This window comes from Verrucosispora sp. WMMD1129 (assembly GCF_029581255.1).
In the GTDB taxonomy this organism is placed as follows: Bacteria; Actinomycetota; Actinomycetes; order Mycobacteriales; family Micromonosporaceae; genus Micromonospora; species Micromonospora sediminimaris.
In genome coordinates this window covers 1,371,453-1,395,975 of record NZ_CP120741.1, presented here as the reverse complement: position 1 = coordinate 1,395,975, position 24,523 = coordinate 1,371,453, and the positions used below count along the sequence as shown (strand labels likewise).

The window sequence follows — 24,523 nt, the reverse complement described above, 5'->3', positions numbered from 1 at the left end:
AGGGTGCGACGGCGGCTTGTGATCAGCTATCTGCTGCTGATGGTGCTGGTGGTGGTGGCGCTGGGTACGCCGCTGGCGGTGACGCTGACCACTCGGGAGACCGACCGGGTACGCGCCGACCGGCTCGCCGACGCCACCCGCTTCGCGTCGCTGGCCGGGCCGGCGTTGCGCGACGGCGCGCCCGGTCCACTCGACCACGAGCTGGGCAGCTACGACGAGCTGTACGGCATCGGGGCGGCGGTGGTGGACCGGGACCGGCGGGAGGTGGTGGCCTCGGCGAGCTGGCGACCGGCCCCGGGTACCCGGGAGGCGTTGGACGTCGCGCTGTCCGGGCAGCAGGCGAGCGGGCCCGACTCGGTCTGGCCGTGGGTCGACGGGCCGATCGTGGTGGCGGTGCCGATCAACGACGGCGGCGAGGTGCTCGGCGCGGTGGTCACCGCCACCCCGGCCGACGGGGTCCGGCGTACCGTCGCCACCTGGTGGACGCTCGTCGCCGCGCTGGGTCTGCTCGCCGTGCTGGCCTGCGTGCTCACCGCGTTCGGGCTGGCCGGCTGGGTGCTGCGTCCGGTCACCGAGTTGGACGCGGTCACCCACGAGATCGCCGAGGGCGACCGCGGTGCCCGCGTGCAGCACCGGCTGGGGCCGCCCGAACTGCGCCGCCTGGCGAAGAGCTTCAACCACATGGCGGACGTCGTCTCCGACGTGATGGACCGGCAGCGTGCGTTCGTCGCGCACGCCAGCCACCAGCTCCGTAATCCGTTGACCGCGCTGCGGCTGCGGGTGGAGGAGTTGGGGCCGAGCGTCACCGACGAGCAGGGCCGCGTCGAACACCGGCTGGCGTTGGAGGAGACCGACCGGCTCGCCCTGCTGCTGGACGCGTTGCTCACCCTCGCCCGCGCGGAACGCCGCGAGAACCAGCGGGTCACCGTCGACGCGACGGCGGCGGCCGAGTCCCGGGTCGCGGCCTGGGAGCCGCTGGCCCGCCACCGGTCGGTCACCCTACGGCTGGCGGCCGGTCCCGGCCCGGTGTACGCCCGTACCGTGCCGACCGCCATCGACCAGGCCCTCGATGCCCTTATCGACAACGCGGTGAAGTTCAGCGGCGCGGGCGGCGAGGTGACGGTGACCGTCGCGGCCCGCGACGGTGGGACGACCCTTGAGGTACGCGACACCGGCCCGGGGATGACCCGCAGCCAACTCGGCCGGGCCACCGAACGGTTCTGGCGGGCGCCGGAGGTGCAGAACGTCGACGGCGCCGGGTTGGGCCTGACCATCGCCGCCGTGCTTGTCGACGCCTCCGACGGCCGGCTCACCATGCACCCGAACTCGCCGCGTGGCCTGGTCGCCGCGCTGTGGTTTCCGCAGCCGGCGGAGCCGGCCGAACCCGCCGGCCCGGATCCCGCGGCCGGCCCACTGGCAGCCACCGATCCGGCGTCGTCCGCACCAGCAGCGGCCTGAGCACGGCTGGTCCGGGGCAGCCGAGGTTTGCTCCGATCTGTAGTATGAGTGCTATCTTTCAGCGCACAGATCATACGGAGGTGGTGGTCCATGGTTGTCAGCGCCGGGGCGGAAACCCCGACCAGCACCGGGTCGCCGACCGACCGGGGCATCACCCTGGACGTGCACGACCTGCGGATGCGGTACGGCTCGACCGACGTGCTCACCGGTGTGTCGTTCCGCGCACGGCGCGGCGAGGTGCTGGCCCTGCTGGGCCCGAACGGCGCCGGCAAGACGACCACAATCGAGATCCTGGAAGGCTTCCGGATGCGCTCCGGCGGCCGGGTCGAGGTGCTGGGGACCGACCCGGCGCGCGGCGACGAGCGGTGGCGGTCCCGACTCGGCGTGGTGCTCCAGTCCTGGCGCGACCACGGCCGATGGCGGGTGCGGGAGCTGCTGACGCACCTCGGCTCCTACTACGCGCCCTACTCGACCGGGCGGATCAGCCGGCCATGGGACATTGACGAGCTGATCCAGGTGGTCGGGCTAGCCGAGCACGCGCACAAGAAGGTCGGTCAGCTCTCCGGTGGCCAACGACGCCGGGTGGACGTGGCGATCGGCATCGTCGGCCGGCCCGAGGTGCTCTTCCTCGACGAGCCGACCGCCGGGTTCGACCCGTCCGCCCGCCGCGAGTTCCACGACCTGGTGCACCGGCTCACCGACATCGACGACACCACCATCCTGCTCACCACCCATGACCTGGACGAGGCGGAGAAGCTGGCCGACCGGATCCTCATCCTGGCCGGTGGCCGCATCATCGCCAGCGGGTCCGCCGACGAGTTGTCCCGCCGCATCTCCGCCGACGCCGAGGTGCGCTGGAGCCAGGGCGGGACACGGTTCGTGCACGCCACCGCCGACGCGACCGGCTTCGTGCGGGAGCTGTTCGCCCAGCACGGCGAGGACATCGCCGACCTTGAGGTGCGCCGGGCCAGCCTGGAGGACACCTACATGACGTTGGTACGCGAGCACGAGTCCGGCCGCGCCGACGGCGCGACCCGTGCGTTCGAGGAGGTGGCTCGATGAGTCCACTGGTCGTGGCCGCCCGGGCCGGTCTGTCCCGGGGCCGGATCGAGCTGCGGCAGAGCTTCACCAACGCGGAGACCCTCTGGGGGTACCTCTTCCCGACGGTCGTCCTGCTGGTGGTGATGTTCTTCCTGCGGGGCGCCAAGGTGCCGGGCACCGAGTTTTCGCTCGGCGCGCAGACGCTGCCCAGCACGCTCGGCATGACCGTGGCGTTCGGCGGGCTGGTCAGCATGGCGTCGATCCTCACCGTGGAACGTGAGGACGGCACCCTGCTGCGGGCCAAGGCCACCCCAAACGGCATGTTCGGCTACCTGATCAGCAAGATCACCCTGGTCTCGGGGATGACGCTCGTCAGCGTCGCCCTGCTGCTCGTACCGGGCCTCTTCCTCTTCGACGTCCTCGCGCTGGACAGCATCGGCGCCTGGCTGACCCTGGCCTGGGTGATGCTGGTCGGCATGGTGGCGACCATGCCGGTCGGCGCGGTCTTCGGCTCGCTGCTGTCCAACCCCCGGAACATGGGGCTGATCATGCTGCCGATGATGGGACTCATCGCGACATCGGGCATCTTCTACCCGATCACCGCGATGCCCGGCTGGTTGCAGGCCGTCGCGCAGGTCTTCCCGATCTACTGGCTCGGTCTCGGCATGCGGTCGGCGTTGCTGCCCGAGGCCATGGCCGCCGTCGAGCTCGGCGATTCGTGGCGACACCTGGAGACCCTGCTGGTGCTCGGCGGCTGGGCGGTCGCCGGGCTGGTGCTGGCACCGGTGGTGCTGCGCCGGATGGCCCGCCGGGAGTCCGGGTCCAGCGTGGCGGCCCGCCGCGAGAAGGCCATGCAGCGGGTGACCTGAGGATGGGCCGTCGAGATGAGTGAGCACGTCCACAACCGCATCGCCATGCTCCGGGCCGAGCGGGGCATCTCCCGCCGTCAGCTGGCCGAGGCGTTGGGCGTCCACTACCAGACCATCGGCTACCTGGAACGCGGCGAGTTCAGCCCGAGCCTGCACCTGGCGCTGCGCATCGCCCGGCACTTCGAGGTGCCGGTGGAGGTGGTCTTCTCCACCGAACCGTTCCCCCGCCTCGGCGACCCCGCGCGCTCCGCCTGATCCGCCCCGGTCAGGGTTTGCTGGCCCGGTAGTAGTCAACGGCGCCGGGGTGCAGGGGCAGCGGTGAGGTGGCGATGGCCGAGCGGGGACTCATCCGGCCGGCCGCCGGGTGCGCCTCGGCCAGTTCGGAGCGGCGCTCCATCAGCAGCCGGGTCACCTCGCGTACCAGCGACTCCGGCAGGTTGGCCCGCACCACCAGGTAGTTCGGGTTGGCCACGGTGGTGACCGGATCGACGCCGTACACCGAGCGGGGAATGTCCCGCGGCACGTACACCTCGGGGTTGCCCCGGCGCAGCCGTGCGGTCCACTCGCCGAGGTCGACGATGCGGGTGGGGGTGTCCTGGGCGAACTGGGCGACCGCGCGTACCGGCAGCCCGCCGGAGAAGAAGAAGGCGTCGATCCGGCCGGCGCGCAGCGCGGCCACCGAATCGTCCAGGCCGAGCCGTTCCTGCCGTACCTGTGCGTCGTCGAGGCCGGCGGCGGTCAACAGCCGATCCACCGTGATCTTGGTCCCCGAGCCGGCCGCGCCCACCGAGACCCGCCGGCCGCGCAGGTCGGTCAGGGTCCGCACCGGGCTGTCGGCGGTGGTGACCAGGTGCAGCAGGTCGTCGTAGACCCGGGCGACCGCCACCACCGGCGGGTCCGGACCCGGGTCGGCCTGCAACACGTCGGCCTGGGTGAAGCCGAGTTCGGCCGCACCGGCGTTGAGCAGTTCCACGTTCTCCGCGGAGGCCGCGGTGACCAGCACCTCCGCCCGCACCTGCGGCAGTTCCCGGTTGAGGATGGCCGCCAGCGACGAGCCGAAGGCGTGGTAGACGGCGGTGGGGCTGCCGGTGGCGATCCGGATGACCACCGGCTCACCCGGGTCGTCGCGGCAGCCGCCGAGGCCGGGCAGAGCCAGCAGCAGGGTCAACGCCACCGCCACGCGGGCGCCGCGCCACCGGGCTCGGGCGGGATACCGGGTACGGGTCACGGGCAGCACTGTGCGCCGCCGGACCCCGATGACGCAACCCCGGGGAGGGCGGAGCAGGTGCGGCCGTCGGTCGGCCGCCGGTCAGGCCACCGGCCGCTGCACCGCCTCCTCCGCCGCGTACCGCAGGATCCGGTCCCGATCCCGACCGTGCGCCACACTGACCAGGAAGCAGCCGGTGCTCGGACGCAGCAGCGCCGGCACGTCCAGCAGGGCGGCGCCGCGTACCAGCACCGCGCCGAGTTCCCGGTCGGTGATCCGCACCCCGAGGATGTGCCGCCGGACATGCCGGCCACCGGCCAGCAGCGCGGCCCGCCAGGCGGCGGCGGCCAACCGGGTGCGCCACAGCCGTCGCGCCGTCGAGGCGCCCGGCACCGGACCACCGAGCAGCTCCCGCCGGCCACGCCGCCAGCCGTTCTCCACGATCGCCGCGTACGTCGGCCGGTGCTCCCGCCCGACGTGCAGCCGGTGCAGCTCGTACCGGCGGCGCAGCCCACCGACCGCCACTTCGTGCCGGACCGGGATGTCGAGACGGTCGAGCAGCTGCCGGGTCCGCCGCGCCGCCTCCTCCCGGTTGAACTCGATAGTCGTCGGCCGGACGGGTTGCTGCCCGACGTGCCGGTGCCCGGGGGTCGCCGGCGGCGGCATGCAGCGCAGCAGGCAGGCCGTCTCGAAGGCGTCGGCAAGCGTCGTCCAGTCCAGCGGTGGCGGTGCCGACGGGGGCCGGGCCGACGGCGGTGTGGTGGACGCCGGCAGGGCCGATGACGGACGGGAACGGTCGAGCAGGATCGGTTCAGCAACCACCGGAGGGCCTCCTCGTCGCGTCGGGGTTCTCTTACGGTGACCCGCGACACCGACCGGTGGTACCGATCCGGTCCAGCCTTGAGGAAATCTTGCGTCTGGTTACAGCTCCGAAACGATCACGTCGACCTGACGTGGCCGGCCGGGCCCGGTGGCCTGCTCGCACACCGTGTACTTCAGGTCCCGCAGCGTCGTCACCAGCGCTGCCGCCGAACGCGGTCGGGCTCCGGCGAGCAGCAGGTCCCGGACCAACCGTCCCTTGGTGGCCTTGTTGAAGTGGCTGACCACCGAGCGCACCGGCACGCCGTCGACCTCCCGTTCATGCAGCACCCGCACGGTGAGGGTGCGCTCGGCCAGCTCGCCGCGCGGCGTCCAGGCCGCCGCGTACGCCCCGGAACGCAGATCCAGCACCGGGCCGCGACCGGCCGCCGCAGCCAGCGCGGCCCCCAGATCCTGCCGCCACAGCGCCGGCAGGGCGCCGACGCCGGGCAGCCGGGCACCGATCGGGCAGCGGTACGGCGGGATCCGGTCGGTCAGCCGTACCGCGCCCCACAGACCGGAACTGATCAGCACCTGCCGTCCGGCTGCCCGCTGCGCCGTCGCAGGGAGGCTGGCCAGGTCGAGGGCCTCGTAGAGCACGCCGGTGTAGATCCGGCCGGCGGGTGCGGTGGCGGCCTGCCGCAGCCGGGCATTGCGTCGCAACTCGCCGTGCTGCCTGGCACCGAGGCCGAGCGCGGTCAGCGCCGTCTCCGGAGGCCCGGCACTGAGGGCGATCAGGGCGGACAGCACCTCCTCCCGCCGTGGGTTCAGCTCCGGCAGGGAGAGGCGGTCCAGGTCCAGTCGGCGGCCCGAGCCGGCCTCGGCCTTGCCCTCCGAGGGCGGCAGCAGGATGAGCATGGGTGACTCTAACGCCACGGTCGCAGCGGCTCCGGCGGGTGGTACACCCGGAAGCCACCGATCTCGGCGAGCAGCGCCCCGCCGGCCCGGTCGCCGAGCAGTTCCCGCAGCCGCCGGTCCGCCGGGGCGTCGGCCGCCAGCACGTACCCGGGCCGCTGCGCCCGCGCCAGCCGCCACCAGTACGCCAGGTACCGGTTCTGCCCGGGGTGCAGCCTGCCGTCGACCACTGCGCAGACCACCTCCTCGTCGGTGTTGAAGATCAGCCGGTTGCAGGTCCAGTACTCGCCGTACACCTCACGCAGGCCGGCCGCGCGGACCGTGTCGGCCAGCTCCCGGGCCTGTCGTTCCTCGGTGCGTCCGGGAGCCGCGCCGGTGGTGGCGAAGAGCACGGTCACCACAAGCGAACCGGCGGCCAGCGCGGCCAGCACGGCGGTGGCCACCGCACCCGCCACCCGGCCCACCACGCCGGCGGTGCCCCGTCGGGCGGCGACCGCCGCCACCCACAACGGCCAGAGCACCGCCGGCAGCGACAGTTGCAGCACCGACAGGTAGCGGGCGTTGCCCAGCGAATCCGTCGCCGCCAGCGGACTGCGTACGTACGCCAGCAGGGTCAGCGCCGCGCCCGCGAGCAGCGCGAGGTGCACGACCGGGCCGACCCGCTCGCCGCGCCCGGTTCCTCGGCGGTACGCGAGCACGGCGAGCGTCGCCGCCGCCACCAGCAGCAGCGGGTAGAGCAGGCCGAACCACGCCTGCCACCGGGGACAACCGTCGACCGGGCAGAGCCCGGCGGCCAGCGGTACGCCCTCCAGCAGCCCGCCGCCGAGCCGTTGCGACCAGGGCGGCGCCGGCCCGTCCTCGCCGCTCACCCCACGCAGCACCGACAGGGAGTCCTGCCCGGGTGGAGCCACCAGGTTGTCCCGGATCATCGGGGCGAGCCCGGCGGCGAAGCCGACGACCAACAGCAGACCCGACCAGCCGAGCAGTTCCCGGCGCAGCGTCCACGCCAACGCCAGCCCGGCCACCGCCAGGTACGGCACGATCAGCCAGTCCGACCAGAGCGCCACCCCGGCGAGCAGCCCGAAGCCGCCCACGGCCAGCGCCCGGTGCCGTGCCGTGCCTCGGGCCAGCGCCACCACGATCAGCAGCATCGCCAGCACCGCCACCTTGACCTCCGGCCGCCCGCCGACGGCGGTCACCTGGTCCCGGACGACCCGCTCGGAGCCGAGCGCGAGCAACCCGACGACGACGGTGGCGAACCACGGCGAGCAGATCCGCCGGGTCAACCGGTGGATCAACCAGAGGAACAGCGCGTAGAGCGCGAGCACCGGCAACCGCAGCAGCGGCCAGCTCGGCCCGGTCACCGCGAGCAGCGGTGCGGCCAGGTACGACTCCAGGGTGCCCATGTACCGCTGGCCGTACAGGAAGATCGGCTGCTCGCGGCCCTGCGCGATGTGCAGCGCGGCCAGCCCGAAGGTCGCCTCGTCGCTGTTGGAGACGGGCACGGTGGTCAGCACCAGGACCAGCCGGTACCCGACTCCGAGCATCCCGAGCAGCAGAGCGACAAGCGCCGGCCGGTCGAGCCGTGGCCGCCACCGCCCGCGCTGTCGCCCTGGTTCCGCCCCTGCTCGTGGCACGACCTCGCCCCCGTCGCCGTCCCGACCGGAGTGTGTCACGACGGCGACGTCGGGCGTGGCGGTTCGGCTCAGCTCGCGTGGCCGAGGTGGCTGGTCTGTGGCAGGGTTGCTGGCGTGCCACCGACTCCCGCAGGCCAGCTGGCCATACCGAACCTGCACCGGGCCGCGCGGATCGAGGACGCCGTGCATGCGCTGGTGGAACGCCGGCTGCGGCGAACCGGCTGGCGGACCAACATCATCGCGTACACCGGCTACGGCGGTCCCGGCTGGGTACGGGTGATGTGCCGGGTGTTGCTGGGGCGGCCGGACACCCGCCAGCGCGGCCGGCTGGAGAAGGTCCGGGGCTGGCGCAGCTTCACCACCCTGCCGGCCAAGCACGTCACCGTGACCATCGAGACCGGCGGGGTGGTGCACGAGGCGCGGGCCGACCGGAGCGGCTTCGTCGACACGGTGGTCGAGGCGGGCCTGCCACCCGGTTGGGGTTCGGTGCGGCTGAGCATGCCCGACGCCGAGCCGGTCGAGGCCCCGGTGCGCATCCTCGACCCGGAGGTGCGCTTCGGCATCATCTCCGACATCGACGACACGGTCATGGTGACCGCCCTGCCCCGGCCGTTGCTCGCCGCGTGGAACACCTTCGTCCTGGACGAGCACGCCCGCGCCGCGGTGCCCGGCATGGCGGTGCTCTACGAGCGGCTGGTCACCGCCCACCCCGGCGCGCCGGTGTTCTACCTGTCCACCGGCGCGTGGAACGTCGCCCCGACGTTGACCCGGTTCCTGTCCCGGCACCTCTACCCGGCCGGGGCGCTGCTGCTCACCGACTGGGGGCCGACGCACGACCGCTGGTTCCGCAGCGGCCGGGAGCACAAGCGCGCCACCCTGGCCCGGCTGGCCAAGGAGTTCCCCGACGTGCGCTGGCTGCTCGTCGGTGACGACGGCCAGCACGACCAGGAGATCTACCGCGAGTTCGCCGCCGCTCACCCGGACAACGTCGCCGGGGTGGCGATCCGCCGGTTGTCGCCCGCCCAGGCGGTCCTCGCCGGCAGCCTGCCCGTCCCGCACGACCACCCCACCGAGGGGCCGGTGGGGCAGAAGTGGCTCTCCGCCCCCGACGGCGCCGGCCTGTGGACCCTGCTGCGCGACGCGGGCCTGGTCTGAGCTGAACCTTGTGTCGCCCGGACGGTCTGCCGACCGGGTCGGCGGGGGAGCGGGTCGGCAGGCGGGCGGAGCCGGTCACCCGGCCCAGCCCACCCACCGTCCGGCGGTGTCAGCCGCCGGGTGTGAGCGTGACCTCGCCGGTGCAACCGGCCAGAGTCCTCCGGTCTTCGAGCAGGTCGATGACCGCCTGCCGGTTGGCGATCCGCGCCTCGGACTGCGCGTCCGGGTTGCGGCGCTGGCCGTCGATGAAGGCGAGGTTGTTGCGGACCGCGCCGTCGAGGCCGGCGCAGTTCTCCGCCGCGCCACCGTTGAGCGCCGCGTTCGGATCCGCGTCGGGCACCTCGACCTCGCCGGTACAGCCCGCCGCCGCGCGCCGTTGCTCCAACTGGTCGATGACCGCCTGCCGGTTGGCGATCCGGGCCTCCGTCAACTCGTCGGGGAACACCAACTGGTCGGCGATGAACGCGAGATTGTTGCCCACGGCGGCGTCCAGTCCGTCGCAGTTCTCACTGGCCTGACTGGTCCCGGTGGCCACCGCGAAGGCCACCGCCAGGGTCACCCCGACCGCCGCGAACCCCGCGACCCTCCGCTGCCCCGGCGAGGGTTCGCCGCCCCGGTCCCGGGCCGTACCCCTGCTGCTCGCCATTGATCCTCCGCCTCGTCGTCCACCTGGAACCGGGAGTACGGGCGCGGGGGCGGGCGAAGTTCACCGTCCGGATGATCTACGTGCCGATCCGGCGGATTGTTCTATGCCCAGTAAGCGCGATGTCACTCAGACATGAACATGCCGGGTGACACCACGGCTTCGAGGACGCCTCGTGCCCGCCCTGAACGGGTAACCCGGCGCGGGCTACGGTATCCGGTCCAGATCTTGGACAGTTTCCGTTCGCGCCGAACGGAAACTGTCCAAGGTCTCGCATCCAAGGCCGCCCAGGCGACCGGTGCGAACGTCAGCACCGTCTACGCCCCGTCGCCCTCTTGCTGGTGGTCGCCGCAGCCGCCGCGCTACTGTTGCCGGAAGCGTTGACAAGCTTCTATAAGGGGACGAGGCGCCGGCGAGCCCGTTCGCCCCGGCGCGCTCGTGGCACTGGGCGAGCAGTGGGCGTGTCAGGCGGGGCGGAGCCAGAGGGCGCCCAGCGGCGGCACACGGAGCGCCACCGAGGCGGGCTGGCCGTGCCAGGGGACGTTCTCGGCGTGCACCGTGCCGAGGTTGCCCACCCCCGAGCCGCCGTAGTGGTGGGCGTCGGTGTTGAGCACCTCCGCCCAGGCGCCGGCGGCCGGCAACCCGATCCGGTAGTCCTCAAGCGGCAGCGCGGAGAAGTTGGCCACACAGACCAGGGTGGCCCCGTCGGGCGCGATCCGGACGAACGAGATGGTGTTGTTGGCGACGTCGTCACCGGCGAGCCAGCGGAAACCGGCGGGGGAGGTGTCCTGCGCCCACAGCGCCGGGGTGTCCCGGTACACCCGGTTCAGGTCGCCCACCAGGCGCTGCACGCCGGCCCGCGCCGGATCATGCAGCAGGTACCAGTCGAGTCCGCGTTCCTCGCTCCACTCCCGGTCGTCGGCCAGCTCGCAGCCCATGAACAACAACTGCTTGCCCGGGTGCGCCCACATGTACGCCAGCAGCGCGCGGACGTTCGCCAGCCGCTGCCAGGTGTCGCCGGGCATCTTGCTCGCCAGCGAGCCCTTGCCGTGCACCACCTCGTCATGGCTGATCGGCAGCGTGTAGTTCTCGCTCCAGGCGTACGCCAGGGAGAAGGTGAGCTGATGGTGGTGGTGCTGCCGGTAGATCGGGTCCTTCGAGGTGTAGAGCAGGGTGTCGTGCATCCAGCCCATGTTCCACTTGAACCCGAAACCGAGCCCGCCGTCGCTCGTCGCCCGGGTCACCCCCGGCCAGGCGGTGGACTCCTCGGCGATCATCAGCACCCCGGCGTGGTGCTTGTAGACCGTCGCGTTGACCTCCTGCATGAACGCGATGGCTTCCAGGTTCTCCCGGCCGCCGTGCACGTTCGGTGCCCACTGCCCGTCAGAGCGGGAGTAGTCCAGGTAGAGCATCGAGGCGACCGCGTCCACCCGCAGCCCGTCGACGTGGAACTCGTCCAGCCAGTACAGCGCGTTGGCGACCAGGAAGTTGCGCACCTCCCGGCGACCGAAGTCGAAGACGTAGGTGCCCCAGTCGGGATGCTCACCCCGGCGCGGATCGGGATGCTCGTAGAGCGGCGTGCCGTCGAAACGGGCCAGGGCCCACTCGTCCTTCGGGAAGTGCGCCGGCACCCAGTCCAGGATCACCCCGATCCCGGCGGCGTGCAGCCGGTCCACCAGGTACCGGAAGTCGTCGGGGTCGCCGAACCGGGCCGTCGGCGCGAAGTAGCCGGTCACCTGGTAGCCCCACGAGCCGCCGAACGGGTGCTCCATCACCGGCAGGAACTCCACGTGGGTGAAGCCCAGCTCCACCACGTACGCGACCAACTGCTCGGCCAGCTCCCGGTAACCCAGGCCGGGCCGCCACGAGCCCAGGTGCACCTCGTACACGCTCATCGGCTCCTGGTGCGGCTGCCGCCGCGACCGCCGGTCCAGCCACTGGGCGTCCGACCACTCGAACGTCGACAGGTGCACCACCGACGCGGTGGCCGGCGGCACCTCCGCGTACGCCGCGAGCGGGTCGGCCTTGTCCCGCCAGTACCCGTCCGCGCCCAGCACCCGGTACTTGTACCGGCTGCCGGCGGTGGCTCCGGGCACGAAGATCTCCCACACCCCGGTCGAGCCGAGCGAGCGCATCGGCCAGCCGTCATCCGGCGCCCAGCCGGTGAGGTCGCCGACCAGCCGCACGCCGCGGGCGTTCGGCGCCCACACCGCGAACGCCACCCCGCCGTCGAGCACCCGGGCACCGAGTGCCTCCCACAGCCGCTCGTGCCGGCCCTCACTGATTAGGTGCAGGTCCAACTCGCCGAGGGTCGGCGGGAAACGGTACGGGTCGTCGTTGCGCACCCCGTCGACGTCGAGCCGGTAGTCGAGCACCTCGCCAGGCACGTCGGCCTCGAAGACGCCGACGTCGTGCACCCGCTTCATCGGGTGCCGCTCCTCGCCGACCAGCACGCTCACGTCGCCCGCGCCCCGACGCAGGGTGCGGATAACCGTACGCCCGCCGGCCGGGTGCGCGCCGAGCACGGCGTGCGGGTCGTGGATCTCCCCGGAAATCAGCTGGTCCATCGGGTGTCGTCCTTCTGGGCGGGAGCGGTAGGTGCGGTGCCACCCGACAGGTCGGCGGGTACGTCCTGGACGGTCAGGGTGACCGGTTCGGTGCCGCCCTGACCCGGCGACCCGGCGTCCGCCGCCCCGCCGGCGGCCGGGCCGGTCGACGGCGACGCCGCAGCGACCGGGCGCAGGGTGAGCACGTGCGCGGGTTGCAGGTACGGGTCGAGCCGGACCGCGTTGCGCTGCCCCCAGTCGTAGCGGGCACCGGTCAGCTCGTCGTGCACCGTGAACCGGTCGTGCCAGTCCAGGCCCAGCGCCGGCATGTCCAGGGTGGTGTTGCCCCACTGCACGGTGTGCGAGTCGAACGAGCAGATCACCAGCACCGTGTTGCCGGTCTCCGGATCGCGCTTGGACCAGCACAGCAGGGCCGGGTTGTCGATGTCGTGGAAGACCAGGTTGCGCAGCCGGCGCAGGGCCGGGTTCTGCCGGCGTACCCGGTTGAGGGTGGCGATGAACGGTGCCAGCGAGCGGCCCCGCGCCTCGGCGCCGGCCCAGTCCCGGGGCCGCAGCTCGTACTTCTCGTTGTCGAGGTACTCCTCCGCCCCCGGGCGCGCCACGTGCTCGAACAGCTCGTAGCCGGCGTACATGCCCCAGGAGGGGGAGAGCAGCGCGGCCAGCACCGCACGGATCTTGAACATCGGCGGTCCGCCGTGCTGCAAGGAGGCGTGCAGGATGTCAGGCGTGTTGGGCCAGAAGTTCGGCCGCATGTAGTCGGCCGCCGCCACCAGCTCCGTGCAGTACTCGCGCATCTCGGCGGCCGAGGTCCGCCAGGTGAAGTACGTGTACGACTGGGTGAAGCCGACCTTGGCCAGCCCGTGCATCATCGCCGGCCGGGTGAACGCCTCGGCGAGGAAGAGCACGTCCGGGTCGACCCGCTTGACCTCCCAGATCAGCCAGTGCCAGAAGTCGACAGGCTTGGTGTGCGGATTGTCCACCCGGAAGATCTTCACGCCCTCGCCGACCCAGTGCCGCACCACCCGCAGCACCTCGGCGCGGATGCCCTCCGGATCGTTGTCGAAGTTCAGCGGGTTAATGTCCTGGTACTTCTTCGGCGGGTTCTCCGCGTACGCGATGCTGCCGTCGGCCCGGGTGGTGAACCACTCCGGGTGCTCGGTCACCCACGGGTGATCCGGGGCGCACTGCAACGCCAGGTCCATCGCCACCTCCAGGCCGTGATCGGCGGCGGCGGCGACGAAGTCGCGGAAATCCTCAGGCGTACCCAGATCGGGGTGGATGGCGTCGTGCCCGCCCTCGGCCGCGCCGATCGCCCACGGCGAACCCACGTCGTCCGGTCCGGCGAGCAGGCTGTTGTTCGGGCCCTTGCGGTTGACCCGACCGATCGGGTGGATCGGCGGCAGGTAGAGCACGTCGAAGCCCATCGCCGCGACACCCGGCAGCCGCTCGGTGGCGGTGGCGAAGGTGCCGGAACGGGCCGGCGCGTCGACGGTCGCCGGGACCGCCCCCTCGGAGCGGGGGAAGAACTCGTACCAGGCGGAGAAGAGGGCCCGCTCGCGGTCCACCCAGAGGCGGTACTCCTCGCCGGTGGTCACCAGCTCACGCACCGGGTGCTCCCAGAGCAGGTCGGCCAGCTCCAGCGCCGGACCGACCCGCTGCGGCAACTGCCGTTTGGCGTCACCCAGGGCCTGCGCGGCCTTCTTGAGACGGGCCCGCTCGGCCTTGGGCGCCAGCTTGGTGGCCGCGGTGAGCACGCGTACGCCCTCGGCCAGGTCGTTGGCCAGCTCAGCCGGCCCCTGGCCGGCGGCGATCTTCTTGGTGACCGCGTTGTGCCAGGTCAGGTAGGGGTCGCTGAACGCCTCCACGGTGAACATCCACTCGCCCACCGCGTCCGGCACGACGCTGGCGTGCCACCGGTCCTGGCCGGGTTCACCCGGACGCATCCGGGTGAACGGGCGGGCCACCCCGTCCGGGCCGAGCCACACCACGTTGCAGCCGAGCGCGTCGTGCCCCTCGCGGTAGGCACGCGCCGACACCGGCACCACCTCGCCGACCACCGCACGGGCCGGGTAGCGACCGCAGGAGACGACGGGGGAGACGTCTTCGATCGGGAACCGTCCGCTCACCGCCCCAACCTACTGCCCGAGATCCCCTCGCGCGCGGCTGACCGCGGTTGCCCCCGTCGTTGATCCACTGAACCCTGCACTTTCGGGGATGCTGCTGCCTCCACGCCGATCGACGCAGCACCATCCCCGTAGTTGCTCGTCGCCACGGCATCCTGGGTCGGTCGTCTTGCGTCCGACGTTCTGAGGGCGTATCCGGCTGCTGACACGTATCGTTCGTATTACGTGATACGCGGAGGCGCCATGAAGCTCAACAGCAAGGGGCAGGTCACCATCCCGGCCGCGCTGCGCGCCCGGTACGGCCTGCACGAGGGTGACGAGGTCGACGTGATCGAGGACGGCGGTGCGCTCCGAATCGTCAGGGTGAGCGGCGCGGAGAGTCGAGGGCAGCGCCTGGTGCGACACATGCGCGGGCGCGGTGGCACGAAGCAGACCGCCGGCATGTCCACCGACGACCTCATGGAGTTGCTGCGTGGGGACTGATCGACTCCGCGCCGTCGCCCACCGGCCCGTTGACTCGGCCACGACCCTTGTCGACACGAACGTGCTGCTCGACATCCTCGCCAACGACGCCCGGTGGGCGAACTGGTCCAGCGAGTCACTGGCCGAGGCGCGGGACAACGGGGCCCTGGTGATCAACCCCATTGTGTACGCCGAGGTGTCGGTCCGCTTCGAACGCATCGAGGACCTCGACGAGGCGCTGCCGGCCGGTGACTTCCTTCGGGAGGAACTCCCGTATGCGGCTGGTTTCCTCGCGGGTAAGGCGTACGCGAGTTACCGCGCGCAGGGCGGCACCAAGAGGTCGCCGATAGCCGACTTCTACATCGGGGCCCACGCGGCCGTGTGCGGATACCGTCTGCTCAGCCGCGACGGGGCCCGGTACCGGACGTACTTCCCGAAGCTAAAGTTGATCAGCCCGGCCGGTTGATCGCGCTACTTCAGCAGGGAGCGGTAGAGGTCTAGGGTGCGGGCGGCCACGGCGTCCCAGGAGAAGTGTTCGACGGCGCGGCGGCGGCCGGCCCGGCCCAGTGCGGCGGCCCGTTCCGGGTCGGCCAGCAGCTCGTTGAGGCGGGCGGCCAGCTCGGCTTCGAAACGCGCCGGATCGACGGGCGTGCCGTCGAGACCGGCCTGGTCGATGGGGACCAGCAGGCCGGTCTCGCCGTCGGCGACCACCTCGGGGATTCCGCCGGTGGCGGTGGCCACCACCGCCGTCTCGCAGGCCATCGCCTCCAGGTTGACGATGCCCATCGGCTCGTACACCGACGGGCAGACGAAGATGGTGGCGTGGGTGAGCACCTGGATCACCTCGGACTTGGGCAGCATCTCCGCCACCCAGACCACCCCGGAGCGGCTCGCCCGCAGCTCTGCGACCAGGCCCTCCACCTCGGCGGCGATCTCCGGCGTGTCGGGCGCGCCGGCCAGCAGCACCAGCTGGGTGTCCGCCGGCAGCTCGCGGACGGCCCGCAGCAGGTGTGGCAGGCCCTTCTGCCGGGTGATCCGCCCGACGTAGACCACGCTGGGCAGGGCCGGGTCGATGCCGAGTCGCGCCAACACGTCGGTGCCCGGATCCGGGGCGTACTGCGCGGTGTCGATGCCGTTGTAGATCACGTGCACCCGGTCCGGATCCACCGACGGGTACGCGGCCAGCACGTCCCGACGCATCCCCGCGCTGACCGCCACGATCGCGTCGGCCGCCTCGTACGCCGTGCGCTCACACCACGAGGAGAGCGCGTAGCCGCCGCCGAGCTGCTCGGCCTTCCACGGTCGCAGCGGTTCCAGGCTGTGCGCGGTCGCCACGTGCGGCACCCCGTACAGCAGCTTCGCGGTGTGCCCGGCCAGGTTCGCGTACCAGGTGTGGCTGTGCACCACGTCGGTGCCGGCACATCCGGCGGCCATCTCCAGATCCACGCCCATGGTGCGCAGCGCGGCGTTCGCGCCGGCCAGGGCCGCCGGTTCGGCGTACGCGCGAACCCCCGGCTCGGTACGCGCCGCGCCGAAGCAGTGCACCCGCACGTCGGTGAGCCGGCGCAGCTCCCGGGCCAGGTACTCGACGTGCACCCCGGCGCCGCCGTAGACCTCCGGCGGGTACTCCCGGGTCAGCAGGTCCACGCGCAGCCGTGCGGAGTCCGTCATGCCCGGCACCCTAGTGCAGAATCCGGCGTCGCACCCGGCCGCGGAACTGTCCCGTACGAGTGGTGAACCGGCACCGGTATGGATAGCGTCTGTTCATGGCTGCCAAGGTGCTCGCGATCGTCCTGGCCGGCGGAGAGGGCAAGCGCCTGATGCCGTTGACCACGGACCGGGCCAAGCCGGCCGTCCCGTTCGGCGGGATGTACCGCATGGTCGACTTCGTCCTCTCCAACCTGGCCAACGCCGGCTATCTGAAGATCGTCGTGTTGACCCAGTACAAATCCCACTCCCTCGACCGACACATCACCAAGACCTGGCGGATGTCGACGCTGCTCGGCAACTACGTCACGCCGGTGCCCGCGCAGCAGCGCCGTGGCCCCTGGTGGTTCGCCGGCTCGGCCGACGCGATCTACCAGAGCTTCAACCTGATCTACGACGAGCAGCCCGACTACGTGATCGTCTTCGGCGCCGACCACATCTACCGGATGGACCCCCGGCAGATGGTGGAAGACCACATCGCCTCGGGGGCCGGGGTGACAGTCGCCGGCATCCGGCAGCCGCTGTCGACGGCCGACCAGTTCGGTGTCATCGAGGTCGGCGAGGACGGTCGACGGATCCGGGCCTTCCGGGAGAAGCCCACCGACGCCGTCGGCCTGCCCGACGCGCCCGACGAGATCTACGCCTCGATGGGCAACTACGTCTTCACCACTCGGGCGCTCATCGACGCGGTCGAACACGACGCCGACGACAAGACCAGCAAGCACGACATGGGCGGCAGCATCATCCCGATGCTCGTCGAGCGCGGCGAGGCCAACGTCTACGACTTCCGCGACAACGAGGTGCCCGGCAGCACCGACCGGGACCGCGGCTACTGGCGCGACGTCGGGACGCTCGACTCGTTCTACGACGCCCACATGGATCTGATCAACGTCCACCCGGTGTTCAACCTCTACAACTTCGACTGGCCGATCTACACCGAGCAGCCGCCGTTCCCGCCGGCCAAGTTCGTGCACCAGTGGGGGGAGCGGGTCGGCCGGGCGGTCGCCTCGATGGTCTCGCCCGGCGCGGTGATTTCCGGCTCCCTGGTGGAGAACTCGATCGTCTCGCCCAAGGTGAAGGTCCACTCCTGGGCCCACGTGGACGGCTGCGTACTCATGGAAGGTGTCGAGATCGGCAGGCACGCGGTGGTCCGGCGGGCCATCCTCGACAAGAACGTCTACGTGCCCGAGGGCGCCGAGATCGGCGTGGACCTGGAACGGGACCGGCAGCGCTACACGGTCTCCGACAACGGCATCGTGGTCATCGGCAAAGGACAGAAGGTAGAACCGTGAGTGCTCATCCCCGTGCCGGCCAGCCCGCCGAGCCCGCCGACCTGGTCGACGTGCCACGGCTGGTGACCGCCTACTACGCCGAGCATCCCGACCCGGCCGACCCGGCGCAGCAGGTCTCCTTCGGCACCTCGGGGCACCGCGGGTCGAGCCTGCGTAACGCCTTCAACTCCGACCACATCCTCGCCGTCACCCAGGCGCTCTGCGACTACCGCCGGGAACAGGGCCTCGACGGCCCGCTCTTCCTCGGCCGGGACACCCACGCGCTGTCCACCCCGGCGGCCGTCGACGCCCTGGAGGTGCTCGCCGCCAACGACGTCACCGTGCTGCTGGACAGCCGGGACGGTTACACCCCCACCCCGGCCGTCTCACACGCCATCCTCACCCACAACCGGGGCCGCACCGCCGGCCTCGCCGACGGCATCGTGATCACCCCGTCGCACAACCCACCGGACGACGGCGGATTCAAGTACAACCCCACCCACGGCGGCCCGGCCGACTCCGACGTCACGAAATGGATCCAGGACCGCGCGAACGCGATCCTCGCCGCCGGGCTCAAGGAGGTGCGCCGCATCCCGTACGCGCGGGCCCGCGCCGCCGACACCACCGACACGTACGACTTCCTCGCCGCGTACGTCGACGACCTGCCGGCGGTGCTCGACCTGGACGCGATCCGCGCCGCCGGGGTCCGCATCGGCGCCGACCCGCTCGGCGGCGCCAGCGTCGACTACTGGGGCGAGATCGCCGACCGGCACCGGCTCGACCTGACAGTGGTCAACCCGACCGTCGACCCGACCTGGCGGTTCATGACCCTCGACGGCGACGGCAAGATCCGGATGGACTGCTCGTCGCCGAACGCGATGGCCTCGCTGATCGCCAGGCGCGCCGAGTACCAGGTGGCCACCGGCAACGACGCCGACGCCGACCGGCACGGCATCGTCACCCCGGACGCCGGATTGATGAACCCCAACCACTACCTCGCCGTCGCCATCGCCCACCTGTTCCGTAGCCGCAAGAACTGGGGCCCGGACGCGGCGGTCGGCAAGACCCTGGTCTCCTCATCCATGATCGACCGGGTCGCCGCCGACCTCGGCCGACCACTGCTGGAGGTGCCGGTCGGTTTCAAGTGGTTCGTGCCCGGCCTGCTCGACGGCGCGGTCGGCTTCGGTGGCGAGGAGAGCGCCGGCGCGTCCTTCCTGCGCCGCGACGGCGGCACCTGGACCACCGACAAGGACGGCATGCTGCTCTGCCTGCTCGCCGCCGAGATCATCGGCAGCACCGGGCGGACCCCGAGCGAGCACTGGGCCGAGTTGGCCGACCGGTTCGGCGCACCCGCGTACGCCCGCATCGACGCGCCCGCCACCCGGGAGCAGAAGGCCGTGCTCGGCAAGCTCTCCCCGGAGCAGGTACGCGCCACCGAACTGGCCGGCGAACCCATCACCGCCACGCTGACCACCGCCCCCGGCAACGGGGCCCCGATCGGCGGCCTGAAGGTGACCACCGAGTCGGGCTGGTTCGCCGCCCGCCCGTCCGGCACCGAGGACGTCTACAAGATCTACGCCGAGTCCTTCCAGGGCCCCGACCACCTGGCCCGTCTCCAACAGGAGGCCCAGGCCCTGGTCACCGACGTCCTCGGCAGCGCCTGAAGCCGTCGCGGAAACGCGGGCGAGCGACCGGCCCTCGCCGCCCGGTCGGCCACCGCTCCCGCCGGGTCGGGCGGTGCCCAAGCCGCGGTGCCGGGTGTGGTGACCGTGGGTGACCACACCCGGCTACCCCGTCACGAGCCGTTGGGGCCGATCGACGTGGGGCGGAAGGTGTACTCCCGACCGCAGTAGTCCGGCACGGTGCTGGGCCTGTCGAGCGACGTCCGGCAGACCTGGATCACCACGCGGTCGATGCCCACCGCCCAGGCGTCGGAGTCGAGAACGAAGTCGAACCGCAGAACTCCGTTGTCCACCCGCTGCGCTGCTCGGTCGATCGGACGTTCGCCCGCGTACGCGACGTAGCTGGCGATTGTGTAGCGACGGTCGTCGCGGCAGAAGATCGGCTCGTTGGCGCTGGGCCGGTCAACGACGACGCCGGTCAGCCGCACGGCCTTGGTGGGCGCGGCGGAACGCCACTCCAGGACGCCTTCGGTGTAGCCATAGGTGCAGGTGTCTCCGGAGGGGACGGAGAAACGCTGGGAGATCGGGCTGGCGGCTGCGCTGCCGGCCATGACGGTGGTGGCGAGAAGCGCGGCGGCGAGGACGGTGGTCGCCGCCCGCAGGAGTGCGCGGATCATGTGCCTCCTTCCAGACTGATCCGGCGCGGTGGTGGGTCGGGCGGGAAGGTCGCGACAGGGGGGGCCCGATTGGGACGGCCACCGACACCGGTTGCGGACTAAGCGAAGTCTATCGATGTAAGGGTGGAAAGTCAGCCGCCGCGGCGCCGGATCAACGCGGCGGTGGCATCTCGCGGCGGCCCAGCTGACGACGCAGGTTCTCGGGAAGCAGTTCGCGGAGCTGCTCGGGCAGCAGCGGCAGGTCGAGCAGGCTCAGCTTGAGCTGGCTGCGTTCCTGGTAGCGGGTCGGGTCGAGGCGGACCACCAGGCCCGCGTCGGTGCGGTAGCCGATGTCCACCGCACCGGAGGTCGACCCGTCCCGGATGACCTGGCCGTCCACCTCGATCGCGACCGGGGCGGACCCGGGACGCAGTTCCAGCCGGACCCGTTCGTCGGGGGAGAGCACCACCGATCGGGAGATGCCGGACATCGGCGCGCTGGGGGTGACCACCACGGCACGCGTCGCGGGAGAGATCAGCGGCCCGCCGGCGGCGTAACTGTAGGCGGTCGACCCACTGGGGGTGCTCACGACCAGCGCGTCACAGCGGTAGTAGCCGTACTGCTGCCCGTTCACCGCCAGGGTCGCGCTGACGAAACCCTGCCCGGGGTGGCGGATCAGCGCGATGTCGTTGAACGCGACCACGTCGTCGCCGCACACGTCGCAGGCCAGGCAGCTGTGCGACTCGACGGTGTACTCACCGGCCAGCAGCCGGTCCAGCGCCGTCGGCAGCTCCGGCGGCTCCACCTCCACCAGAAACCCCAACTTGCCCAGGTGTACGCCGAGCACCGGCTTGGGATCGGGTACGGCCGCCCGCAGCGCCCCCAGCATCGTGCCGTCCCCGCCGATGCTGACCAGCACGTCCGCCCCGGCGGGGAGTTGGTCCTCCGGTACCGGGCGGACGGACTCGGGCACCCGCTGCCGGTCCTGCTCGCGTACCGTCAGGGCCACCTGGTGCCGCGCGGCCCAGGCGGCGATGGTGTCCACCACCGGGGACACGTCCCGGGTGGGGTGCAGCACCAGCCCGAGCCGGATGCGGTCCATACCCACAGCTCACCACAGTCGGAGCGCCTTTCATGCCGGTACGCGGCAAGGCGCGCCGGCGGTGTCCCGACCGCCGGCGCGCCCTGGACCGCCGCTACCGGCGCGGTCGGCCCGTCAGATGGTTCAGCGACCGGGCGACCAACTCGTCCCGGGCCGCCGGCGCCAACCCCTCCAGCCCGAAGCCCAGGTAGACGGTGTCCCGGGTGACCACCGTCGAACCCTCCTCGAACGCCTGCTGGCTGCGCGACCAGTCGATGGCAGCCGAAGCGGACCCCTCCGGCGGACCGGCCACCGTCCAGCCACCGAGGTCCGTCTCGAACGACGTCTCGGCGACGGTGGCCCCGTCCACCACGACCCGGGTGTCGTCGATGAACAGACCGAGACCCTGGGTGGCCCAGTCGCTGGCATAGCTGATGGAGACCTCCACCTGCCCGCCCGCGTACCCGGACAGGTCGGCCACGAACTCCTTCCAGCCGTTGGAGGTGCCGGTCGCCGCGTGCCACTGTCCGGTGCTGCCGGTCGGCGAACAGTCCGCGCCCTGGTAGTGGGCGAGGAACGGGTGCAGTTGAGCCACCCAGCCGGAGGCGCAGCTGTCGCCGGTCTCCTGGGTGGTCAGGCCCCCGGCGTCCGGCAGCGTGGTCCAGTCGTCGGTGCCCACCTCCCGCGCCTCGACGAACATGAAGTCCCAGTTCGTCTCGATATCGAACGAGGTGAAGAAGCGCAGCCCAGCGCTGCTCGCCCCGGTCAGGTCCACCGTCCGGGTCAGCCGCTTGTACGACTCGTCGGACTGCCCGCTGAACAGATACCACTCGCCGGTACGCGGATCGAACGGCGCCCCGCCCGGGCGTCCCCAACCCACCGGGGCGGAGCTGGTGAACTGCGGGAACTGTGCCGGCGGCAGGAAACTCGACGTGGTCAGGAACGAGGCGGTGTGATCCTGGTTGCCGGCCGAGCCGTCGGCGTTGAGCGTTCCGGTGAAGCCGGCGAACGCCCCGTCGTCACCCCGGACCGGGTACGGCTGCCCGTCGGGCGAGGTGCCGCCGTCACTTACGTAGTTGTACGCCCCCAGCCAGTACTGCTGGAAGTCGTTGAGCAGCGGCAGGCAGCTCGGATCGGCGGCGTCGGTGCACTCCGGCGGGGCGTCCGGCAGGTAGCCGTACGAACCGTTGGCCGCCTGGGCGTAGAGCGCGTACTTGCCGCTGACCAGCAGCTTGCCGCCCTCGTTGAGGTAGTCCCGGACGGACAGCTCGGTGTCCACCGCCGCCTTCGCCACCGTGCCCGGCACCTGACCCGGCTCGCGCAGGATGATGTCGTCGCCGGTCTCCCAGACCACCGCGTCGTAGTGCGACAGCACACCCAGGTGATGCGGGGCAGCACGCCCCATCGCGTCGAAGTCGTACACGTCGCTGCTGCGCCCGGCGGCCTTCAGCGACGCGGCGACCTCGTCGGCGTACTTCGCGGTGGTGGTGTCCTGGGCGGGACTGACACCGGTGACGTCCTCCACGGCCAGCACCAGCACGTCCCCACCGATGTCGTCGTGCACCCGGTAGCTGAAGCGCTCGCTGCTGACCTTGCCCCGGCCCGGTCTGGTAGCGGTGAACCAGACCCGCACCCGGTCACCGGGTCGGGCACCGGTGACCTTGCCGCGCAGCTCGGCGAAGTAGTCGTTGTGGGTGTCGCCGTAGCGTTCACCGCCGCGCCACTCGCGGACCCGGGTGGACTTCGTCCGGCCCCCGTTGATCGACCAGTTCAGCTTGACGTTCTTCAACGAGCGCCGGGTGATCGCGGCGACCTGCTGGGTCCGACCGTACGACACGTCGAAGGCGTCCACCACGAAGTCCGGGGTGCTGCGGCCGACCACTGAGACCGGGTCGTCCGGCTGGTGGGCCGACTTCGCCACCGACAGCGCGAACGGAATGTTCTTGGCCACCTCGGCGGCGATCAACTTCTCGTCGTCGGGGAAGATGAAGCTGCTGACGCAGTCCTCCGGCAGCCACTGGTCGTCCGGGTCCGACTCGGCCGCCGCCTGGCAGGTGGACATCTCCGGGGTGAAGCCCAGCGTGCCGTAGCGCACCGTCGCGTGGCTGTCCGTGTCGCCGTTCGTGGTGTAAAGCTCGGCGGAGATGTCCGGGTCGTAGCCGGGCACCGCGGGATTGGCGTCGTCGCCAACAAGCGTCTCGTAGATCACGTCGTCCGGGGTGGGTGTGGCCACCTGCCAACCGACGCCGTACAGCAGCAACTGCGCGGCGGAGTGGTAGTTGACGAAGAACTCGAACCTGAGCCGCTTGAACAACGCGTCCAGCGCCTTCGTCTCCGGCTCCGAGTTCGGACCCGGCCCCCGGTAGGTGTCACTGGTCGGGTCCGGCGAAGACCCCTCGTTGTCGTAGCCCCACTTGTAACTGAAGTTACGGTTCAGGTCGACGCCGTCGGCCCCGGTGATCTGGCCGTCGCCGTTGTTGTCGCGCAGGTTCTTGCGCCACAGCCGGTTGCCGGGCGTGAAGGTGTGGTCGTAGCCGTCCGGGTTGAGCACCGGGATGAACCACAGCTCGGTGGTGTCCACCAACCGGGTGATCTCCCGATCCGAGCCGTACCCGGTCAGCACGTGGTGCATCAACCGACGGGTCATCTCCGGCGTGATCCACTCCCGGGCGTGCTGGGTGCCGCCGTACAGCACCGCCGGCCGCTTGCCGTCCTTGATCTTCTTCGCGTCCTTGGTGACCTTGATCGCGAGGATCGGCTTACCCTGCGCCGACCGACCGATGCTCTGCACCTTCGTCAGCTTCGGATAACGGGCCGCCGTCGCGGTGATCTCGTCGCGGATGCCGCCGGGCTCGCTGTACGACCGGAAGGCCCGCCAGCCCGCCGCGCTCTGCTCCCGCAGCACCTGCGAGGCATCCTTGCCGCGGACCTTCTTGACCTCCAGATCGACGCCCTTGCGGGCCAGCCGGTCGGCCTGCCCCCGGCTGAGCACCGTCTCGATCTCCGTCTTGCCGGCCTGGTCGGGCGTCGCACCGTGCCCGATGTCGACACCTGCCTCCCGCAACGTGTGCAGCTGCGCGGGATCGACCGTGCCGACGTACACCTCCAGGCCGTCTCGGCCGTCGCGACCGCCCGGATCGGACGGTGGCCGTGCGCTCGCCGGTGCGGTCAGCACCAGCGCACCGACCAGAGTGAACACGCCGGCGATGGCCAGCGGTGTGCGCCTCATCGTGCCCCCTTGGGATGAAAGGACTACTGGGCGCGAGCCTCGCCGGGTGTGCGAAAGGTGTCAATAGATCGATCATGTTGAT

At 71.5% G+C, this 24,523-nt stretch carries 20 protein-coding genes; 9 read left to right on the top strand and 11 right to left on the bottom strand.

The window, feature by feature from the left end; translation table 11 throughout:
- Nucleotides 1-3 precede the first annotated feature (3 nt).
- The 4 genes from O7624_RS06335 to O7624_RS06320 all read left to right on the top strand — a co-directional run bounded on the left by O7624_RS06335 (nt 4) and on the right by O7624_RS06320 (nt 3,623).
- Nucleotides 4-1,458, top strand: coding sequence for a HAMP domain-containing sensor histidine kinase (locus tag O7624_RS06335; protein WP_282239284.1), 1,455 nt, complete (start codon nt 4-6; stop codon nt 1,456-1,458).
- A gap of 90 nt (nt 1,459-1,548) precedes the next feature.
- Nucleotides 1,549-2,520 carry an ABC transporter ATP-binding protein gene (locus O7624_RS06330; protein ID WP_282239283.1) on the top strand — a complete coding sequence of 324 codons (972 nt, stop codon included), beginning with the start codon at nt 1,549-1,551 and terminating at the stop codon, nt 2,518-2,520.
- Nucleotides 2,517-3,368: an ABC transporter permease gene (locus tag O7624_RS06325; RefSeq protein ID WP_282239282.1), complete on the top strand. Its 852-nt coding sequence runs from the start codon at nt 2,517-2,519 to the stop codon at nt 3,366-3,368. Before O7624_RS06330 ends, O7624_RS06325 begins: the two co-directional genes overlap by 4 nt.
- 15 nt (nt 3,369-3,383) lie before the next feature.
- The gene (locus O7624_RS06320) at nt 3,384-3,623 is read left to right on the top strand and encodes a helix-turn-helix transcriptional regulator (protein WP_093403164.1); all 240 of its coding nucleotides are present in this window, start codon (nt 3,384-3,386) and stop codon (nt 3,621-3,623) included.
- A 10-nt stretch (nt 3,624-3,633) separates the two neighbouring features.
- Here O7624_RS06320 and O7624_RS06315 read toward each other — a convergent pair whose 3' ends face one another.
- From O7624_RS06315 to O7624_RS06300, 4 genes are all read right to left on the bottom strand, one after another.
- Nucleotides 3,634-4,596 carry a TAXI family TRAP transporter solute-binding subunit gene (locus tag O7624_RS06315; protein WP_282239281.1) on the bottom strand — a complete coding sequence of 321 codons (963 nt, stop codon included), beginning with the start codon at nt 4,594-4,596 and terminating at the stop codon, nt 3,634-3,636.
- Between the two features lie 81 nt (nt 4,597-4,677).
- Nucleotides 4,678-5,349 carry a hypothetical protein gene (locus O7624_RS06310; protein WP_282240562.1) on the bottom strand — a complete coding sequence of 224 codons (672 nt, stop codon included), beginning with the start codon at nt 5,347-5,349 and terminating at the stop codon, nt 4,678-4,680.
- A gap of 147 nt (nt 5,350-5,496) precedes the next feature.
- Nucleotides 5,497-6,291, bottom strand: a complete 795-nt coding sequence (yaaA, locus tag O7624_RS06305; RefSeq protein ID WP_282239280.1) for a peroxide stress protein YaaA — start codon at nt 6,289-6,291, stop codon at nt 5,497-5,499.
- A gap of 8 nt (nt 6,292-6,299) precedes the next feature.
- Nucleotides 6,300-7,925 (bottom strand): hypothetical protein, encoded by a 1,626-nt coding sequence (locus O7624_RS06300; RefSeq protein WP_282239279.1) that lies wholly within the window; start codon nt 7,923-7,925, stop codon nt 6,300-6,302.
- A 114-nt stretch (nt 7,926-8,039) separates the two neighbouring features.
- Here O7624_RS06300 and O7624_RS06295 point away from each other — a divergent pair, with 114 nt between their 5' ends.
- A complete protein-coding gene (locus tag O7624_RS06295; RefSeq protein WP_282239278.1) occupies nt 8,040-9,080 on the top strand; it encodes a phosphatase domain-containing protein in 1,041 nt (346 codons plus the stop codon).
- A gap of 109 nt (nt 9,081-9,189) precedes the next feature.
- Here O7624_RS06295 and O7624_RS06290 read toward each other — a convergent pair whose 3' ends face one another.
- The 3 genes from O7624_RS06290 to O7624_RS06280 form a co-directional block, all read right to left on the bottom strand.
- A complete protein-coding gene (locus O7624_RS06290) occupies nt 9,190-9,726 on the bottom strand; it encodes a hypothetical protein (RefSeq protein ID WP_210935332.1) in 537 nt (178 codons plus the stop codon).
- Nucleotides 9,727-10,187: 461 nt separating this feature from the next.
- Entirely contained in the window at nt 10,188-12,290 is a 2,103-nt protein-coding gene (glgB, locus tag O7624_RS06285; RefSeq protein ID WP_282239277.1) for a 1,4-alpha-glucan branching protein GlgB, read from the bottom strand.
- Nucleotides 12,278-14,416 carry an alpha-1,4-glucan--maltose-1-phosphate maltosyltransferase gene (locus O7624_RS06280; protein ID WP_282239276.1) on the bottom strand — a complete coding sequence of 713 codons (2,139 nt, stop codon included), beginning with the start codon at nt 14,414-14,416 and terminating at the stop codon, nt 12,278-12,280. The genes glgB and O7624_RS06280 overlap by 13 nt, the downstream gene beginning before the upstream one ends.
- 240 nt (nt 14,417-14,656) lie before the next feature.
- On the opposite strand from O7624_RS06280, the gene O7624_RS06275 reads away from it, so the two are divergent.
- Nucleotides 14,657-14,896, top strand: a complete 240-nt coding sequence (locus O7624_RS06275) for an AbrB/MazE/SpoVT family DNA-binding domain-containing protein (RefSeq protein WP_164445328.1) — start codon at nt 14,657-14,659, stop codon at nt 14,894-14,896.
- Nucleotides 14,886-15,341 carry a type II toxin-antitoxin system VapC family toxin gene (locus O7624_RS06270; RefSeq protein WP_282239275.1) on the top strand — a complete coding sequence of 152 codons (456 nt, stop codon included), beginning with the start codon at nt 14,886-14,888 and terminating at the stop codon, nt 15,339-15,341. Before O7624_RS06275 ends, O7624_RS06270 begins: the two co-directional genes overlap by 11 nt.
- 5 nt (nt 15,342-15,346) lie before the next feature.
- Here O7624_RS06270 and glgA read toward each other — a convergent pair whose 3' ends face one another.
- A complete protein-coding gene (gene glgA / locus O7624_RS06265) occupies nt 15,347-16,546 on the bottom strand; it encodes a glycogen synthase (protein WP_282239274.1) in 1,200 nt (399 codons plus the stop codon).
- Nucleotides 16,547-16,641: 95 nt separating this feature from the next.
- On the opposite strand from glgA, the gene glgC reads away from it, so the two are divergent.
- Nucleotides 16,642-17,874, top strand: a complete 1,233-nt coding sequence (gene glgC, locus O7624_RS06260; RefSeq protein WP_210935329.1) for a glucose-1-phosphate adenylyltransferase — start codon at nt 16,642-16,644, stop codon at nt 17,872-17,874.
- On the top strand, nt 17,871-19,517 hold the full coding sequence (gene pgm / locus O7624_RS06255; RefSeq protein ID WP_282239273.1) for a phosphoglucomutase (alpha-D-glucose-1,6-bisphosphate-dependent): 1,647 nt from the start codon (nt 17,871-17,873) through the stop codon (nt 19,515-19,517). The genes glgC and pgm overlap by 4 nt, the downstream gene beginning before the upstream one ends.
- A gap of 131 nt (nt 19,518-19,648) precedes the next feature.
- Here the strand turns inward: pgm and O7624_RS06250 are convergent, their stop codons facing one another.
- The 3 genes from O7624_RS06250 to O7624_RS06240 all read right to left on the bottom strand — a co-directional run bounded on the left by O7624_RS06250 (nt 19,649) and on the right by O7624_RS06240 (nt 24,441).
- Nucleotides 19,649-20,152: a hypothetical protein gene (locus O7624_RS06250; RefSeq protein ID WP_282239272.1), complete on the bottom strand. Its 504-nt coding sequence runs from the start codon at nt 20,150-20,152 to the stop codon at nt 19,649-19,651.
- 151 nt (nt 20,153-20,303) lie between these two features.
- Nucleotides 20,304-21,233 (bottom strand): NAD(+)/NADH kinase, encoded by a 930-nt coding sequence (locus O7624_RS06245; RefSeq protein WP_282239271.1) that lies wholly within the window; start codon nt 21,231-21,233, stop codon nt 20,304-20,306.
- A 94-nt stretch (nt 21,234-21,327) separates the two neighbouring features.
- Nucleotides 21,328-24,441 (bottom strand): M14 family metallopeptidase, encoded by a 3,114-nt coding sequence (locus O7624_RS06240; RefSeq protein WP_282239270.1) that lies wholly within the window; start codon nt 24,439-24,441, stop codon nt 21,328-21,330.
- Nucleotides 24,442-24,523 lie beyond the last annotated feature (82 nt).

Excerpts from the sequence above, each read along its gene's own strand:
- yaaA (WP_282239280.1), bottom strand. The coding sequence starts at position 6,291 with ATGCTCATCCTGCTGCCGCCCTCGGAGGGCAAGGCCGAGGCCGGCTCG.
- glgA (WP_282239274.1), bottom strand. The coding sequence starts at position 16,546 with ATGACGGACTCCGCACGGCTGCGCGTGGACCTGCTGACCCGGGAGTAC.
- O7624_RS06330 (WP_282239283.1), top strand. The coding sequence starts at position 1,549 with ATGGTTGTCAGCGCCGGGGCGGAAACCCCGACCAGCACCGGGTCGCCG.
- O7624_RS06320 (WP_093403164.1), top strand. The coding sequence starts at position 3,384 with ATGAGTGAGCACGTCCACAACCGCATCGCCATGCTCCGGGCCGAGCGG.
- O7624_RS06250 (WP_282239272.1), bottom strand. The coding sequence starts at position 20,152 with ATGATCCGCGCACTCCTGCGGGCGGCGACCACCGTCCTCGCCGCCGCG.
- glgC (WP_210935329.1), top strand. The coding sequence starts at position 16,642 with ATGGCTGCCAAGGTGCTCGCGATCGTCCTGGCCGGCGGAGAGGGCAAG.
- O7624_RS06325 (WP_282239282.1), top strand. The coding sequence starts at position 2,517 with ATGAGTCCACTGGTCGTGGCCGCCCGGGCCGGTCTGTCCCGGGGCCGG.
- O7624_RS06240 (WP_282239270.1), bottom strand. The coding sequence starts at position 24,441 with ATGAGGCGCACACCGCTGGCCATCGCCGGCGTGTTCACTCTGGTCGGT.
- O7624_RS06245 (WP_282239271.1), bottom strand. The coding sequence starts at position 21,233 with ATGGACCGCATCCGGCTCGGGCTGGTGCTGCACCCCACCCGGGACGTG.
- glgB (WP_282239277.1), bottom strand. The coding sequence starts at position 12,290 with ATGGACCAGCTGATTTCCGGGGAGATCCACGACCCGCACGCCGTGCTC.
- O7624_RS06290 (WP_210935332.1), bottom strand. The coding sequence starts at position 9,726 with ATGGCGAGCAGCAGGGGTACGGCCCGGGACCGGGGCGGCGAACCCTCG.
- O7624_RS06275 (WP_164445328.1), top strand. The coding sequence starts at position 14,657 with ATGAAGCTCAACAGCAAGGGGCAGGTCACCATCCCGGCCGCGCTGCGC.